The sequence below is a fragment of the Amycolatopsis sp. lyj-84 genome (assembly GCF_046549075.1).
GTDB lineage: Bacteria > Actinomycetota > Actinomycetes > Mycobacteriales > Pseudonocardiaceae > Amycolatopsis.
Genome location: NZ_JAJPWO010000001.1, coordinates 96,802 through 112,090 on the forward strand (window position 1 = coordinate 96,802; position 15,289 = coordinate 112,090).

Genomic DNA, 15,289 nt, shown 5'->3' on the forward strand with positions numbered 1-15,289 from the left:
AAGGAGCTTTGACGACATGAAGAAACTCGCGGCCGCCGCCCTCGCCGGGCTGCTCACGATCACCCTGGCCGCCTGTGGTGGCACCGCCGGAGGCGCGTCCGGCGACCAGACCGTCACGCTGTACACAGTGGACGGTCTCGAAGACTGGTACGCGCAGCGCATCGAGGAGTTCAAGGCCAAGACCGGCATCACCGTCCAGGCGGTGACCGCCGGATCGGGCGAGGTCGCCTCCCGGGTGGAGAAGGAGAAGGCCAACACCCAGGCCGACATCCTGGTCACCCTCCCGCCGTTCATCCAGCGGGCCGCGTCGCAGGGCCTGCTCGCCACCACGGCGCCGTCCGGGATCGACCAGGTCCCCGCCGGGCAGAAGGACGGCCAGGGCCGCTACTTCGCCATCATGAACAACTACCTCAGCTTCATCCGCAACCCGCAGGCCTCGCCCAAGACCTGGGACGACCTGCTCGCGCCCGCGCTCAAGGGCAAGCTCCAGTACTCGACCCCCGGCGAGGCGGGTGACGGCACCGCCGTACTGCTGCAGCTGCAGCACGTCCTCGGCGAGCAGGGCGCGCTCGAGTACCTCGCGAAACTCGAAGCCAACAACGTCGGCCCGTCGTCCTCCACCGGCAAGCTGCAGCCGAAGGTGGCCAAGGCCGAGATCCTGGTGGCCAACGGCGACGTGCAGATGAACCTCGCTTCGATCGAGAAGAGCGGCGGTTTCGAGATCTTCTTCCCCGCCGACGCGCAGGGCAAGCGGTCCACGTTCGCGCTCCCGTACTACGCCGGTCTCGTGAACAACGCCCCGCACGCGGAGAACGCCAAGAAGTTCCTGGACTTCCTGCTCTCGCCGGAGGTGCAGGGCAAGGCCGTGGACGCCTTCGGTGCCCCGTCGCGGACCGACGTCACGCCGTCCGGGCCGCGGGCGGACAAGGTGAAGGCCGCGCTCGACGGCGTCGAGATCTGGCAGCCGGACTGGAACACCGTCCTCGCGAAGCTCGACACCGACCTCGCCGCGTACAAGAAGGCCGTCGGCCGATGACCCCGGCGGTCGAGTTCCGCGGGGTGTCCGTCCGCTTCGGACAGACGACCGCGCTCTCGCCACTGGATCTCACCGTGGCGAGAGGGGAGACGCTGGCGATGCTCGGGCCGTCCGGCTCCGGCAAGTCGACGGCCCTGAAGGCGCTCGCGGGCTTCGTCGTGCCGAGCACCGGCCGGGTCCTGCTCGACGGCGAGGACGTCACCGAGCTGCCGCCGCACCGGCGCGGCCTCGGGGTGGTCGTCCAGAGTTACGCGCTGTTCCCGCACATGCGGGTCGAGGCCAACGTCGCTTTCGGGCTCAAGGCGAGGAAAACACCTCGCGCCGAGACGGCGAGCAGGGTCACTGAGGCACTGGAACTGGTCGGGATGGGCAAGTACGCCCGGCGCTATCCGCGTGAGCTCTCGGGCGGGCAGCAGCAGCGGGTCGCCCTCGCGCGGGCACTGGCCATCCGGCCGCGGGTGCTGCTGCTCGACGAGCCGCTGTCCGCGTTGGACGCCGCCCTGCGCGAGGACATGGTCGCGGAACTCCTGCGGCTGCGGGCCGAGCTGCCCGACACCACGATCGTCTACGTCACCCACGACCAGGGTGAGGCGCTGGCGCTGGCCGACCGCATCGCCGTCATGCGCGATTCGAAACTGGTCGAACTCGGGCCGAGCCGCGAGCTCTACCAGCGTCCTTCGACCGAATTCACCGCGAGCTTCCTCGGCGCGTCCAACCTCATCCCGGTCGAGCTGATCCAGACCGACGGCACCCGCGTCCGGCTCGGTGATCGCGAACTGGCGGCCGACCCGTCCGGCCCGATCCGGGCGGGGCAGCCCGTCGCGCTGGGCGTGCGGCCCCACCGGATCGGGATCACCGCGGTGGACGCCCCCGGCGCGCTGCCCGCGGTGCTGCGCGGTGTCCAGTGGCGTGGCACGGGCTTCCGGCTCGACCTCGAACTCGCGCACAACGGGGACGAGGTCCGGGCCGAGGTGCCCGACGTCGAGGGGCTGCCGGGCGTGGGGGAGAAGGTCGGAGTGTCCATTCCGGACGGTTGCCCGCTGGTGGGTATCGGATGACCCGTCGCGGTTGGCTCCTGCTGCCACCGGTGCTCGTCCTGCTCGGCTTCTTCGGCTACCCGCTGGTGCTGGTCGTCCTCCAGTCCCTGGAATCGAAGACCGGCGAGTTCGGGTTGTCGGTGTGGCTGGACGTCCTCGGCTCGGCGGAATTCCGGGACGCCGCCTGGAAGACCGTCGCGCTCGCGCTCGGCGCCACCGCGGGTTGCGTCGTGCTCGGGACGTTCCTCGCGCTGGTGATCGCGTTCGTGCCGTTCCCCGGCGCGCGCACGCTTTCGCGGCTGGTGGACACCGTGCTGGCGTTCCCGTCGTTCCTCATCGCGCTCGCGTTCACCTTCATCTACGGCAGCGCGGGGATCCTGGGCGCGGGCGGGTTCCTGTACTCGCCGTTCGGGATCCTGCTGGCGGAGATCACCTTCTACACGCCGTTCGTGATGCGGCCGGCGCTCGCCGCGTTCGGCCAGGTCTCCTCGGCGCAGATGGAGGTCGCGGCGAGTCTCGGCGCGAAACCCGGCCGCGTGCTGGGCAGGGTGATCCTCCCGGAGGCCTTGCCGTCCCTGGCTTCCGGCGCCTGCCTGACCATGCTGCTGGCGATGAACGAGTTCGGCATCGTGCTGTTCCTCGGCGCCAAGGACGTCACGACGCTGCCGATGCTGGTCTACGGCAAGGGGATCGTGACGTTCGACTTCCCGCAGGCTTGTGTCATCGCGGTGGTCAACGTCGTGTTCTCCCTCGCCCTGTACGGAACCTACCGGCGACTGACGAAGGGAGGCCCTCGTGCTGCTGTGGACCAGGCGTAGCCGAGTCCTGCTGTGGGTGGTGTTCGCGGTGCTGTTCACCGCGATCGTGCTGGCGCCGCTGCTGATGATCGTGCTGGCGTCGGTCGCCGGGAACTGGACGGGACTGCTGCCGGGCGCGCTCACCGGCTCGCATTTCGCGCAGGCGCTGTCCGGGGAGACCTTCGCGAGTCTCTCGGTGAGCATCCAGACCGGCGTCATCGCTTCGGTGGTCTCGGTCGCGCTGGGGACGTGGGCCGCGCTCGCGGCACAGTCCGCGCCGACGAAGGTGCGGAAGGCCGTCGACACCCTGTTCCACCTGCCGATCGCGGTGCCGTCGGTGGTGCTGGGGCTGGCGTTGCTGGTCGCGTTCAGCCGTCCGCCGCTGGCCTTCAACGGCACACGCTGGATCGTGCTGCTGGGGCACCTGATGATCCTGCTGCCGTTCTCCTACAGCACGGTCTCCGCCGCGATCGCGCGGATGGACCCGTTGCTGGCGCAGGCGGCGGCGAGCCTCGGCGCGGGGCCGGTCCGTGTGCTGCTGCGGGTGCGGCTCCCGGTGCTGCTGCCGTCGATCTCGGCTTCGGCGAGCCTCGCGCTGGCGATGTCGATGGGCGAACTGGGCGCGACGATGATGCTGTACCCGCCGGACTGGCGCACCCTGCCCGCCGGCATCTTCGCGCTCACGGACCGGGGGCAGGTGTTCCTCGCGTCGGCGAGCACGGTGCTGCTGCTGGCCGTCACGCTCGCCGGGGTGGTGATCCTCGGACTGGCCCGCGGCCGCGCGGCACAGCGGTGAACGAACAGCGGTGAACGAACAGCGGTGAACGAACAGCGGTGATGCAACCGTTCACCCGGTTCGTTCCGTCCAGCGGCCATGAAGAACGCAGCGAAGACGCTGGGCGCGGGGCTCGTGCTCGCCGCGACGGCCGCCTGCGGCGCGGGCGGCCCGGGAGCACCGGCGACCACGAGCACCCCACCGGCCGTCACCACCCCCTCGGATCTGCCCACCTCGCTCCCGGCCAGCCCGCCGGTCGCGAAACCACCGGTCTCACGACCGACCGTCGGCCCGCCGCCCTCGGACAAGATGCTGCCGCCGACGCAGGTCGAGGCCAAGGTGCCCGCGCAGGTCAGCGCCGAGAACGGCGGCCTGAACGTGCACATCGAGCTGAGCGGCTGCGACGAGGCGACGGCGAACCTCGCCGAGCAGAACGCGCAGCGGGTCGTGATCAAGGTGAAGATCGATCACGGCAAGCCGGGGCAGATGTGCCCGCAGGTCATCCGCTACGCCGTCCTGCCGGTGAAACTCGCCGAGCCGATCGGGCCGCGGGCCATCGTCCTGGAAGCAGGTTGAGATCATGTGCAACCCCACGGCGGCCTCGTTCCGTCCTAGCCGCATGAGGTACTTAACGAATGTCATCGGCCTTGGCCTGATCGTCGTTGCGGTATCCGCTTGCGGGGCGCAGAACCAGGCAGCGGAACCCGCGGCCGGACCCGGTAGCGGCACCCTGAGTACCGTGCCGCCGTCGCCGACCGCCCCGCCGTCCTCCTCGCCGACACCCGCCCCGGGCAGCCAGCCCGGTATCCCGGGCGCGCCGCGCCAGGAGGTCCCGGAGGGCAGCGCCAAGCTGCCGGACAAGCAGCTCGACGCGGCGGCGCTTCCCGCGGACTACCCGCGTGAGGTGTACACGAGCAACGGCGGGACGATCCTGAACATCCGCGGCCAGGAAGGCGGCTGCGGGCACGCGACGGCGGAGGCCGCGCAGCAGGACGGGAACCGGGTCACCGTCAACCTGACCGAACTGAAGGGCCAGACCGGCCAGATGTGCACGATGGACATCCGGCATCCGGTGATCTCGGTGTCGCTGGCGGCGCCGCTGGGAGAGCGGACCGTCGTGTTGAAGCAGATGCGGTAAGGCACGAGCGTGTAATGAAGGGGACTTTCATTGCAAAATTTGCAATGAAAGTCCCCTTCATTACAGCGCCGGGGGGTCAGCGGAAGCTGATCTGCAGCGTCGGTTCCGAGGTGGCCTCGAAGAAGTCGTTGCCCTTGTCGTCGATGACGATGAACGCGGGGAAGTCCTCGACCTCGATCTTCCAGACCGCCTCCATCCCCAGCTCGGCGTACTCGAGGACGTCGACCTTCTTGATGCAGTCCTGCGCCAGCCGCGCGGCCGGGCCGCCGATCGAGCCCAGGTAGAAACCGCCGTGCTCCTCGCACGCCGCGGTCACCTTCTTGGACCGGTTGCCCTTCGCCAGCATCACCAGCGAGCCGCCCGCGGCTTGGAACTGCTCGACGTAGGAGTCCATGCGGCCCGCGGTGGTCGGCCCGAAGGAACCCGACGCGTATCCCTCGGGCGTCTTCGCCGGGCCCGCGTAGTACACGGGGTGGTCGCGAAGGTACTGAGGCATCTCTTCGCCCGCGTCGAGCCGCTCGGCGATCTTCGCGTGCGCGATGTCGCGGGCGACGACGAGCGGGCCGGTCAGCGACAGGCGCGTCTTCACCGGCAGCTGCGAGAGTTGCGCGCGGATCTCGGCCATCGGCCGGTTGAGATCGACGGTCACCACCTCGTCGGACAGGTCGTCCTCGGTGACGTCCGGCAGGAACCGCGCCGGGTCGCGTTCCAGCTGCTCGAGGAAGACGCCGTCGGCGGTGATCTTCGCCTTGGCCTGGCGGTCGGCCGAGCACGAGACGGCGACGCCGACCGGGCAGGACGCGCCGTGGCGCGGCAGGCGGATCACCCGGACGTCGTGGCAGAAGTACTTGCCGCCGAACTGCGCGCCGATGCCGAACTGGCGCGTCATCTCCAGCACCTGCTGTTCGAGGTCGACGTCGCGGAAACCGTGGCCCAGCTCGGAACCCTCGGTGGGCAGGTCGTCGAGGTAGCGGGCCGAGGCCAGCTTCGCGACCTTCAGGTTGAACTCCGCCGACGTGCCGCCGACGACGATCGCGAGGTGGTACGGGGGACAGGCCGCGGTGCCGAGGCTGCGCAGTTTCTCGTCGAGGAACTTCGCGAGACGCTTCGGGTTCAGGACCGCTTTCGTTTCCTGATAGAGGAACGTCTTGTTGGCACTGCCGCCGCCCTTCGCCATGAACAGGAATTCATAGCTCGGGTCGCCTTGGCCATCTTTGTGATAGAGCTCGATCTGCGCGGGCAAGTTGGTGCCCGTATTGCGCTCATCCCAGAAATTCACCGGCGCCATCTGCGAATAGCGCAGATTCAACTCCTGATAGGCGTCGAAAATGCCCCGCGACAACGCGCGTTCGTCGTCGGCGCCGGTGAGCACGCCTTCGCCGCGTTTGCCGATCACGATCGCGGTGCCGGTGTCCTGGCACATCGGGAGGACGCCGCCCGCGGAGATCGCCGCGTTGCGCAGCAGGTCCATCGCGACGAACCGGTCGTTGCCGCTCGCCTCCGGGTCGTCGACGATCGCCCGCAGCTGGGCCAGGTGTGACGAGCGCAACAGGTGCTGGATGTCGGTGATCGCGGTCTTGGCGAGCTTGGTCAGCGCTTCGGGCTCGACCTTGAGGAATTTCCGGCCTGCCGCTTCGACGACCTCGACACCTTCGGCGCTGAGCAGCCGGTACTCGGTGTGGGTGTCCTTGGCGAGCGGGAGGACTTCGGTGTGCTGGAACGTGGTGGGCGCCACTGCGCGGGCTCCTTTGCCGGCATCGGGAACCCGCCCACGGTACAAGGCGGGCCCCGAGTGACCGGCGCCGCATCCGGGAGTGCTAAGCGGACTGCAATTTTCGCACCGCAATTTGTCGCAGCGCCCCACAAATTAGTTCGGGAGGCCGGGCCCACCCCGACGGACCCGACCTCCCGGGGAAAGCGATCCGGGCGCGAACACCCGACCGCGAAGACTTATTTACCTGCTCGACGGTCTCGTGACGCAGGTCATAAGTCAACGCTGCCGAACGGGTGTTGCTTTTTCCGCGCCGATAGGCGCAATGAGGACTACGAAGCGTAGGCGCGCAGGCGGTCGGCCCGCTCGCCCTGACGAAGCTTCGACATGACCTCTCGCTCGATCTGGCGAACGCGCTCACGGGAGAGCCCGAAGTGCTTGCCGATCTGGTCGAGCGTGCGGGGCTGGCCGTCGTCGAGGCCGTAGCGCAGGCGGATCACCTGGGACTCCCGGTCGTCCAGCGTCGCGAGCACGCGGCGCAGGTCGTCCTGGAGCAGACCGGAGATCACGGCGCTCTCGGCGTCGGTCGCCTCGGAGTCCTCGATGAAGTCACCGAGCGGGGCGTCCTCCTCGGTGCCGACCGGCATGTCCAGGCTCACCGGGTCACGCGAGTGGTCGAGCAGATCGGAGATCTTGTGCGCCGGAATGCCCGATTCCGCGGCCAGTTCGTCGTGCGTGGCGTCGCGCCCGAGCTGCTGGTGCAGATCGCGCTTGATGCGGGCCAGCTTGTTCACCTGTTCCACCAGGTGGACCGGCAGCCGGATGGTGCGTCCCTGGTCGGCCATCCCCCTGGTGATGGCCTGGCGGATCCACCAGGTGGCGTAGGTCGAGAACTTGAACCCCTTGGAGTAGTCGAACTTCTCCACCGCGCGGATCAGACCCAGGTTCCCCTCCTGGATCAGGTCGAGCAGCGGCATCCCCCGGCCGGTGTAGCGCTTCGCGAGCGAGACCACGAGGCGGAGGTTGGCCTCCAGCAGGTGGTTCTTCGCGACGTGGCCGTCACGCACGAGGGCGGACATCTCCGAGCGCCGCTTCGGCGTGAGGCTCTCGGCCGTGTCCAGCATGTGCTGGGCGAACACTCCGGCTTCGATGCGCTTGGCCAGCTCGACCTCGTCGGCGGCGGACAGCAGTGCCGTCTTGCCGATTCCGTTGAGGTACACGCGGACGAGGTCCGCGGCCGGGCTCTGGGCGTCGAGATCTGCTGCTGCGTCGGTGAACGCCCCCGCGATCACCGGCTCCTCGGTGGATTGCGCCGGGATACGGCGCTCGCGAATCCCGCGCGCTTCGCGTTCGAGAGTCTGGACTGACATTCTGCCTCCCCGGTCACGGGCTGAACGTGCTGCGGTGTGTCCGCCGGAACCGCCTCGGCGTAGCAAGCCCTGTGGAAAACCCGCTACTCCTCGTCGGCCCAGCTTGGCTGGACACTTTGCTCAACGCCGGGAGGTCCGAAAACGTTCCCGGCCGCTACAGAGAAGACGGGCGGCTGACCTGGGACGTTGCTCGACCAACCCTGAGCTTTTCCTGAGAATGCCCGTGGGGGAGAAACCAATGTGGTCTAGACCTCTATGAGGAGGGTGAACGGACCGTCGTTCACGCTCCGGACCGCCATCATGGCCCCGAACCGGCCGGTCTCGACGCGTGCGCCACGTTCGCGCAGGGCGTCCACGACGGCCGTCACGAGAGGTTCGGCATTTTCCGGCCGGGCGGCCGCCGTCCACGACGGACGGCGGCCTTTGCGGGTATCGCCGTAAAGGGTGAACTGACTTACGACAAGCAGGGGAGCATCGGTGGTGGCACACGACTCTTCGTCGCGAAGTATGCGAGCTTCGTGAAGTTTGCGTGCCATCGTGGCCGCCTTCGTCACCTCGTCGTCGACGTGGATTCCCAGCAGTACCAGCAAACCCGGTTCGCCGATGGCGCCCGTCACCTCGTCGCCGACGGTCACGCTCGCTTCCGTGACCCTCGCCACCACCGCCCGCATCAGACGGCGGGGAGGAGCATGCCGTGCCGGACCAGTTCGCGGACGACGGGCAGCGCGGCGGCTGCCAGTTCCTCCGGTTCGAGGCCCTGAGCGGCCGCCAAGAGCACGATCAGGTCCTCGAGGGGCAGCGCGCCCCGGCAGCCGGCGAGCAGCCGTGCCGCCAGTTCGTCGACCTCGTGCGACCAGCCGGGACCGTCGGTGCGGTGCAGCCGCTGGACGGTCGTGGCCCAGCCCTCCTCGCCCGGCTCGGCGACGCTCTCCAGAAGGACGCTCTCCGGGACCCGGAACCGGGTGTCGAGGAGTGACTCCCCGTTGGCGCGCAGCCATTCCACCCGGTCCAGCCAGTTCGCCGCCTCGGCGCCCAGCGGGTCGTCGTAGGCCTGCCGGAGGTCCTCGCACACGATCGTCGGGGTCGCGCCGTCCGCCCGGCGAAGGGTGACGAAGCCGAAACCGATGCCTTGGACGTCGTTTTCGGCGAACCAGTCGAGCCAGGCGCCGGATTTCGCGCGGCCTTCGGGGGAGCGGGGGTCGATACCCGCGTCGCGCAGCCACGTGCCGACGTACAGGCCCGGATCCGCGATGTCCCGCTGGACGAACCACGCGTCGGTCTCGGCGGGCAGCCAGCGGGTCACCCGATCGCCCCAGTCCTCGCCCTCGACGTGCAGCCAGGACGCGAGGAGGTGGCCGGTGCCGCCTTCGTTGAGGAACCCGGGCAGCTGCCGCACCACGAGCGCGCTGGCGTCGTCGCCCGCCAGCCCGGAGTCGCGGTAGGTGTAGTCCACCCGCGGCGGGCCGACCACGAACGGCGGATTGCAGACGATCTGGTCGAACCGGCGCCGCGCGACCGGGGCGAACCACTCGCCCCGCACGAGTTCGACGTCCAGTTCGTTGAGCCGGAAGGTGGCCGCGGCGAGCGCCAGCGCGCGAGCCGAGAGATCGGTGGCGGTGACCTTCTTCGCGTGGCGGGTGGCGTACAGGGCCTGGATACCGGTACCGGTGCCGACGTCGAGCAGGCTGCCGACCTCGCGACGGCCGGTGGCGCGGACCAGGCTGAGCGAGGCGTGCCCGACGCCGAGCACGTGGTCTTCGGGCACCGCCCGGCCGAGGATGTCGGCGTCGAGATCCGAAACGACCCACCACGAACTCTCGTCGTCACCGTGCGGGCGGATGTCGAGACCGGCCCGGTAGCCGCCGGCCTCGGGGACGAGCAGCGTCGCGGCGACGGCGTCGTCCAGCGAAAGCGGTGAGAAAGCGGCTTCGGTCTCTTTCTCCGACTCGGTCGAGCCCAGGAGGAACAGCCGGATCAGCGTGCCGAGCTCTCCGGCGTCGCGAGTGGCTCGATAGGCGAGTTCGGGCTCGCCGCGGCCGAGGGCGGCGCTCGCGGGACCGAGGGCGTCGACCACGCCGTCGGCGTCGTAACCCGTCCGGCGGAAGGCGTCCCGCAGCCTCGCGCAGACGTCGTCGGACAGGTCGGGGAGGGCCGCTGGTGTGCTCACGGTGGGTAATACTGCCAGGATGGCGTGGTGAGCCTCGAAAGTGTCCTGGCACCGCTGCAGGCGGCGCTGCCCGGATTGGAAGACCTGTACACCGACCTCCACCGGCATCCGGAGCTGTCGTTCGCCGAAACCCGCACCGCCGCCGAACTGGCCCGCCGCCTGGAGGCCGACGGCTACGAGGTGCACACCGGCATCGGGCGCACCGGCGTCCTGGGCGTGCTGCGCAACGGACCCGGCCCGAAGGTCATGCTGCGCGCCGACATCGACGCGCTGCCGGTCGAGGAGAAGACCGGCCTGCCCTACGCGAGCACCGCGCGCGGGATCGACGCCGACGGCCGCGACGTCCCGGTGATGCACGCCTGCGGCCACGACATGCACGCCACCTGGCTCTCCGGCGCCGCCTCGCTGCTGTCCGCCGGGCGCGAGCACTGGTCGGGCACGCTGATGGTCGTCTTCCAGCCGGGGGAGGAGGCCGGGGACGGCGCCGTCGGCATGGTCCGCGACGGGGTCTTCGAACCCGCGGGCAAACCCGACGTCGTGCTCGGCCAGCACGTCGTCCCCGGTCCGGCGGGCTGGGTGCTGACCAGGCCGGGTGTGATCATGGCGGCCACCGACGCGCTGCGCATCACGCTGCACGGCCGGGGCGGGCACGGCTCGCGTCCCGAGACGACGGTGGATCCCGCGGTGCTCGCCGCGTCCGTGGTGCTGAAACTGCAGACCATCGTTTCGCGGGAGATCTCGGCGACCGAGTCGGCGGTGGTGACCGTCGGTTCGCTGCACGTCGGGACCGCGCACAACATCATCGCCGACCACGCCGTGCTCGAGGTCAACATCCGGTCGTTCGACCAGGCCGTGCGGGAGAAGGTCGTCGCGGCGGTCGAGCGGATCGTCCAGGGCGAGGCCGCGACCGCGGGCGCGCCGAAGCCGCCGGAGATCGAGCGCATCGGCACGTTCCCGGTCACCGAGAACGACGACGCGGCCACCGAAGGCCTCACCGCCGCGTTCCGCGACCACTTCGGCGAGGGCAGGGTGATGCCCGCGCCGCTGGTCACCGGCAGTGAGGACTTCAGCGAGTTCGGCCGCGCGGCCGGGGTGCCGTCGGTGTTCTGGTTGGTCGGCGGGCTGGACGAGCAGAAGGTCATCGCCGCGATGACGGCGGGCCGGTTCGAACAGGACATCCCGTCGAACCATTCGCCGCTGTTCGCGCCGCTCCCGCATCCGACGCTTTCGGCGGGCGTGGAAACGCTCGTGGTCGCGGCTTGGCACCGGCTCACCCACCCGGGTGTCGGATGAGCCCGGCGAGTGGGAGCATGGAAGCCGGAGGTGGTGCTGTGAACGCGCCCGCCCACGGTCCCGAACCGAGGGAACCCGCTCCGGTGCTGATCACCGAAGCCGCCCCGTCCTACGAAGACCAGCTCGCCAAGCGGAAGCGGAAGTACATCATCATGATGTCCTTCCGCATCCCGTGCCTCATCCTCGCCGGCATCCTCTACGAGACCTGGTGGCTCGCGCTGGCGCTGATCGCGATCTCGATCCCGCTGCCCTGGATCGCCGTCCTGGTGGCCAACGACCGGCCGCCGCGCAAGAGCGAAACGGTCAACCGGTACCAGGCCGAACCGACCCGCATCGAAGGCGGCAACCACCAGGTCATCGACGGCGGCTGATCAGGGCTGCGGCCCGACCTTCGCGACCGCGCGGGCACCCAGCCGCGTACCCGCCCGAAGCACCTCCACGGTGGACTCGCCGCGCAGCCACGCCGCCAGCACACCGGCGTCGAAGGCGTCCCCGGCGCCGGTGGAGTCGACGCAGTCGGCGGGCACCGACGGCACCGAGGTGATGTTGCCTCCCGCGTCGATCCAGCTGGCGCCGTCGAGACCGGCGGTGACGACGACCTCGCCGACGTAGCCCAGCAGTTCCTTCGCCGCTTCCGGATCGCTCGACCCGGTCAGCGCGACCAGCTCGCTGGTGTTCGGCATCAGCAGGTCGACGCCGCGCACGTCGTCGAGGAAGCCCGCCGGATCGGTCATCAGCGTCGCCGCCTGCGGGTCTACCGACGTCGTCAGCCCGGCCTTCTTCGCCGCCGCCAGTGAGGCGAGCGCCGCGGGCCGGGACGACGGGTACAGCAGGACGTAGCCCGAGAGGTGCAGGTGGCTCGCCCCGCTCAGCGCCTGCTCGGTGATGTCCTCGGGCGCGAACTTCGCGTTCGCGCCGCGGTCGGCGAGCATGCTCCGCTCACCGGCGCCGTCGACGAGCACCACGACGCAGAACGTCGGGTCCTCGGGATCCACCGCGAATTCGCAGCGGACGCCCGCCGCCTCCAGCTCGGTCTTCACCATGCGGCCGCCGGAGTCGTCGCCGATCCGCGCGATCAGCGTGGTTTCCGCTCCCTCGGCGCGCAGCCAGAGCGCGGTGTTCGCGCCCGCGCCGCCGCTGGTGAAGTGGACCTTCGCGCGGATGTCGCCGCCGTGCGGGATGGGACCTTCGTGCCGAGCGACCACGTCCAGGCCGACGTCGCCGACGACCACGATCCCGCTCATGCCGCGTTCCCGGCGAGCGCGACGGCGACCGAGGTGGCCAGTTCCGCGTTGGACAGGACCAGCGCCTCGTTGGCGTCGAGGCTCGCGCCGCCGCTCGCGGTGTGGAAATGCTCCAGCAGCACCGGTGTGACCTCCTTGCCGTGGACCCCTTGCGACTTCAGGAGTTCCAGCCCCTCGGCGAGCAGCCGGTCGTGCAGTTCCCGGTCCATTTCGGACGCTTCCGGGATCGGATTCGCCAGCAGTACCCCGGAATCCGCGTGTGCCCGGTGGGCGGCGATGACCGAGGCCGCCTGCGCGGCGTCGTCGACCCGCCACGGCACCTCGTAGCCGGAGGAGCGGAGGTAGAACGCGGGGAACTCGCCGGTGCGGTATCCCAGCACGGGCACCGAGTTGGTCTCCAGCAGCTCCAGCGTCGCGGCGATGTCGAGGACCGACTTCACCCCGGAGCAGACGACCGTGGTCGGCACCTTCGCGAGCACGCCCAGATCCGCCGAGACGTCCCAGCTCTGTGCCGCGCCCTGGTGCACGCCGCCCAGCCCGCCGGTGGCGAACATGCCGATCCCGGCCGCGGCGGCGAGCGCCGCGGTGCTCGCGACGGTCGTCGCGCCGGAGCGGCCGAGGCCGACGGCCGGGCCGATGTCGCGCAGGGAGAGCTTGTCCAGGTCCGCGCCCGGCGCGCAGACGCGCTCCAGCTGCTCGCCGGCGAGCCCGATCAGGGGGACGCCGTCGAGCACGGCGATCGTCGCGGGGACGGCGCCGCCGTCGCGCACGACCTTCTCCAGCCGCCGGGCGACCTCGAGGTTCCGGCCGGGCGGGAGACCGTGGGAGAGGATGGTGCTCTCCAGCGCGACGACGGGGTCACCGTCGGCGAGGGCGGAGGCGACCTCTTCGTGAAGGGACAGTTGCGGAGTCACGAACGAACATCATCGGTGATGTGGGTCCGCGCCACGCCAGCGGGTCAGTTCGCCCGCGAGGTTCTCCCGCGCCTTGCTCTCCCAGCGTGCCCGCGCGATGTCGCTGCGATACAGCCGCGGCCGCGCCAGCAGGCTTTCCAGGACGGTCGCGCGTCCGACGCGCCAGTCCTCGTCCGAATAGATCGAGTACTCCTCCCGGACACCGTTCGCGTACTCCTGGTACTTCTCCGGCGAGGCGCCGAGGATCGCGAGGTCGGCGTCGAGCAGCGCGGTGGCGAGGACGTCGTCGTCGGGGGCGGCGTGATGGATCGTGCTGAGGACCAGCTCCTCCGCACGGGTGATTTCGGCCTCGGGGACCCGGGCGTTGGCGAGCTCGTCGCGGGTCCAGGCCGCGCTGGCCTGTTCGTCCTCGCCGGGGCGGGCGTCGTAGACGACGTCGTGCGTCCAGGCGGCGACGGCGATGAGGGCTCGCTCACGGGAACTCAGGCCGAAGGCGACGGCGAGGGCACCGCTGTCGCGGGCGACGGCGCTGGCGTGCCGGAGGTCGTGATAGCGGCGATGCGGCTCGGCGTAGCGGGTTTCGAGGTCGTTCCACGCGACGGCGGCGATCTGGTGATCGCCACCGAGCCTGGTGATCGCGGTCGGCCAGTCCATCAGTCGAAGATTCCGCGTGATTTGGCCACTTCGTGCAGCCAGCCCTCGATCTGTGGCTCCCACTTGACCCGTTCCAGCGCCCCGTGGTCGACCTTGAACAGGCCGAGGAACTCCTGGCCGCGCCCGCCGAACCCGCCGCTCTTGGACACCCGGACCCGTTTGGTCACCTCCAGCACGACCTGCGTCTCCGCCGCCGAGGACAGGAACGTCACCGCCACGGAGGTGAAGACGTTCGTGAACCTCGGAGAGGGGGTGAAGCGGATCTCCTGGAAGAACGGGAGCTGCTGGGTCGCGCCGTTGATCCGGCCGCGTTCCAGCACGGCCTCGCGGAAGACGAAGCCGATCCGGCTGAAGGCGTCCAGTATCCGTTTCTGCGCGGGCAGCGGCTCGATCGCGGCGCCGTCGACGTCGACCGGGTCGGTGACGGAGTTCGCGATGTCGAGGCTGGTCTGCAGGCCGACGGCCATCCCGTGCAGCGGCTTGCCGAAGACGCTGGAGATCGGCGTCTCCCACGGCAGGGCGACCTCGAACGGGATGCGAACCTGCTGACCAGGGGTGACGCGCTCGCGGCCGGCGAGTTGCTGGGTGCCGAACTCGAGGTCCTCGACGCCGGGAGCGCGCTCGTCCGGCGTCTGGACGCGGGCGAGCAGCTTCACCGAGAGACCGTTGATCTCTTGATCGACTTCACCGCCGAGCAGCAGGACCTCGCCGCGCAGGGGACGGCCGGGGGAGACCGAGCGATCGAGCAGCCGGGCGTCGATCTTCGCCCCGCCCGAACCGAATGTCGCGAGCACCTTCTGGAACATGGGCGAGATCCTGCCAGGTCGCCGGTGTGCGCAGGAGGATTTGGGGCATTATGGAGGGGTGAGTACACAGACCCTTCCGAAGCCGGATACCCGCCCCGAGGGCACCGACGGCACCGATGACGACGCGCCGAAGATGTTCCACTACGTGCGCAAGAACAAGATCGCCGAAAGCGCGGTCATGGGCACGCACGTGGTGGCGCTGTGCGGCGAGGTCTTCCCGGTGACGAAGTCGGCGAAGCCCGGTTCGCCGGTGTGCCCCGACTGCAAGAAGATCTACGACGGTCTCAAGCCGGGCGACTGACACCTGGCCGTCCGGTGTCCGAAACCGGACAAAATCTGAAAATCCT

17 protein-coding genes are annotated in these 15,289 nt (G+C 69.8%); 9 read left to right on the forward strand and 8 right to left on the reverse strand.

Annotated elements, in window-relative coordinates:
- The first annotated feature begins 16 nt into the window (after positions 1-16).
- The 6 genes from ACLJRM_RS00480 to ACLJRM_RS00505 all read left to right on the forward strand — a co-directional run bounded on the left by ACLJRM_RS00480 (position 17) and on the right by ACLJRM_RS00505 (position 4,783).
- Positions 17-1,036 carry a 2-aminoethylphosphonate ABC transporter substrate-binding protein gene (locus tag ACLJRM_RS00480; RefSeq protein ID WP_101606568.1) on the forward strand — a complete coding sequence of 340 codons (1,020 nt, stop codon included), beginning with the start codon at positions 17-19 and terminating at the stop codon, positions 1,034-1,036.
- On the forward strand, positions 1,033-2,094 hold the full coding sequence (locus ACLJRM_RS00485; RefSeq protein WP_410661888.1) for an ABC transporter ATP-binding protein: 1,062 nt from the start codon (positions 1,033-1,035) through the stop codon (positions 2,092-2,094). The genes ACLJRM_RS00480 and ACLJRM_RS00485 overlap by 4 nt, the downstream gene beginning before the upstream one ends.
- Positions 2,091-2,891: a 2-aminoethylphosphonate ABC transporter permease subunit gene (locus ACLJRM_RS00490; RefSeq protein ID WP_101606570.1), complete on the forward strand. Its 801-nt coding sequence runs from the start codon at positions 2,091-2,093 to the stop codon at positions 2,889-2,891. Before ACLJRM_RS00485 ends, ACLJRM_RS00490 begins: the two co-directional genes overlap by 4 nt.
- Positions 2,869-3,666 (forward strand): ABC transporter permease, encoded by a 798-nt coding sequence (locus tag ACLJRM_RS00495; protein WP_101606571.1) that lies wholly within the window; start codon positions 2,869-2,871, stop codon positions 3,664-3,666. Before ACLJRM_RS00490 ends, ACLJRM_RS00495 begins: the two co-directional genes overlap by 23 nt.
- Before the next feature lie 78 nt (positions 3,667-3,744).
- Complete coding sequence (locus ACLJRM_RS00500; RefSeq protein ID WP_410661889.1) at positions 3,745-4,221, forward strand: hypothetical protein; 477 nt, start codon at positions 3,745-3,747, stop codon at positions 4,219-4,221.
- A 163-nt stretch (positions 4,222-4,384) separates the two neighbouring features.
- Complete coding sequence (locus ACLJRM_RS00505) at positions 4,385-4,783, forward strand: hypothetical protein (protein WP_410661890.1); 399 nt, start codon at positions 4,385-4,387, stop codon at positions 4,781-4,783.
- Positions 4,784-4,859: 76 nt separating this feature from the next.
- On the opposite strand, the gene ACLJRM_RS00510 is transcribed toward ACLJRM_RS00505, so the two are convergent.
- The 4 genes from ACLJRM_RS00510 to ACLJRM_RS00525 form a co-directional block, all read right to left on the reverse strand.
- Positions 4,860-6,518 (reverse strand): fumarate hydratase, encoded by a 1,659-nt coding sequence (locus ACLJRM_RS00510; protein WP_410602087.1) that lies wholly within the window; start codon positions 6,516-6,518, stop codon positions 4,860-4,862.
- 308 nt (positions 6,519-6,826) lie between these two features.
- Complete coding sequence (locus ACLJRM_RS00515) at positions 6,827-7,864, reverse strand: sigma-70 family RNA polymerase sigma factor (RefSeq protein WP_101606575.1); 1,038 nt, start codon at positions 7,862-7,864, stop codon at positions 6,827-6,829.
- A 245-nt stretch (positions 7,865-8,109) separates the two neighbouring features.
- The gene (dtd, locus tag ACLJRM_RS00520; RefSeq protein ID WP_410602085.1) at positions 8,110-8,535 is read right to left on the reverse strand and encodes a D-aminoacyl-tRNA deacylase; all 426 of its coding nucleotides are present in this window, start codon (positions 8,533-8,535) and stop codon (positions 8,110-8,112) included.
- Positions 8,535-10,031 (reverse strand): methyltransferase, encoded by a 1,497-nt coding sequence (locus tag ACLJRM_RS00525; protein ID WP_410661891.1) that lies wholly within the window; start codon positions 10,029-10,031, stop codon positions 8,535-8,537. Before ACLJRM_RS00525 ends, dtd begins: the two co-directional genes overlap by 1 nt.
- 27 nt (positions 10,032-10,058) lie before the next feature.
- Here ACLJRM_RS00525 and ACLJRM_RS00530 point away from each other — a divergent pair, with 27 nt between their 5' ends.
- The gene (locus ACLJRM_RS00530; protein WP_410602083.1) at positions 10,059-11,324 is read left to right on the forward strand and encodes an amidohydrolase; all 1,266 of its coding nucleotides are present in this window, start codon (positions 10,059-10,061) and stop codon (positions 11,322-11,324) included.
- Positions 11,325-11,341: 17 nt separating this feature from the next.
- Positions 11,342-11,695, forward strand: coding sequence for a DUF3099 domain-containing protein (locus ACLJRM_RS00535; RefSeq protein ID WP_101606577.1), 354 nt, complete (start codon positions 11,342-11,344; stop codon positions 11,693-11,695).
- On the opposite strand, the gene ACLJRM_RS00540 is transcribed toward ACLJRM_RS00535, so the two are convergent.
- The 4 genes from ACLJRM_RS00540 to ACLJRM_RS00555 are packed head-to-tail and all read right to left on the reverse strand — an operon-like array spanning position 11,696 to position 14,942.
- Positions 11,696-12,568 carry a carbohydrate kinase family protein gene (locus tag ACLJRM_RS00540; RefSeq protein WP_168214271.1) on the reverse strand — a complete coding sequence of 291 codons (873 nt, stop codon included), beginning with the start codon at positions 12,566-12,568 and terminating at the stop codon, positions 11,696-11,698.
- Complete coding sequence (locus ACLJRM_RS00545; protein ID WP_101606578.1) at positions 12,565-13,482, reverse strand: pseudouridine-5'-phosphate glycosidase; 918 nt, start codon at positions 13,480-13,482, stop codon at positions 12,565-12,567. Before ACLJRM_RS00545 ends, ACLJRM_RS00540 begins: the two co-directional genes overlap by 4 nt.
- 9 nt (positions 13,483-13,491) lie before the next feature.
- Positions 13,492-14,136 carry a hypothetical protein gene (locus ACLJRM_RS00550; RefSeq protein WP_101606579.1) on the reverse strand — a complete coding sequence of 215 codons (645 nt, stop codon included), beginning with the start codon at positions 14,134-14,136 and terminating at the stop codon, positions 13,492-13,494.
- On the reverse strand, positions 14,136-14,942 hold the full coding sequence (locus tag ACLJRM_RS00555) for a sporulation protein (protein ID WP_410661892.1): 807 nt from the start codon (positions 14,940-14,942) through the stop codon (positions 14,136-14,138). The genes ACLJRM_RS00550 and ACLJRM_RS00555 overlap by 1 nt, the downstream gene beginning before the upstream one ends.
- Positions 14,943-15,000: 58 nt before the next feature.
- Between ACLJRM_RS00555 and ACLJRM_RS00560 the strand changes: the two genes are divergently transcribed.
- Positions 15,001-15,243, forward strand: coding sequence for a DUF3039 domain-containing protein (locus ACLJRM_RS00560; RefSeq protein WP_005164469.1), 243 nt, complete (start codon positions 15,001-15,003; stop codon positions 15,241-15,243).
- Positions 15,244-15,289: the final 46 nt, after the last annotated feature.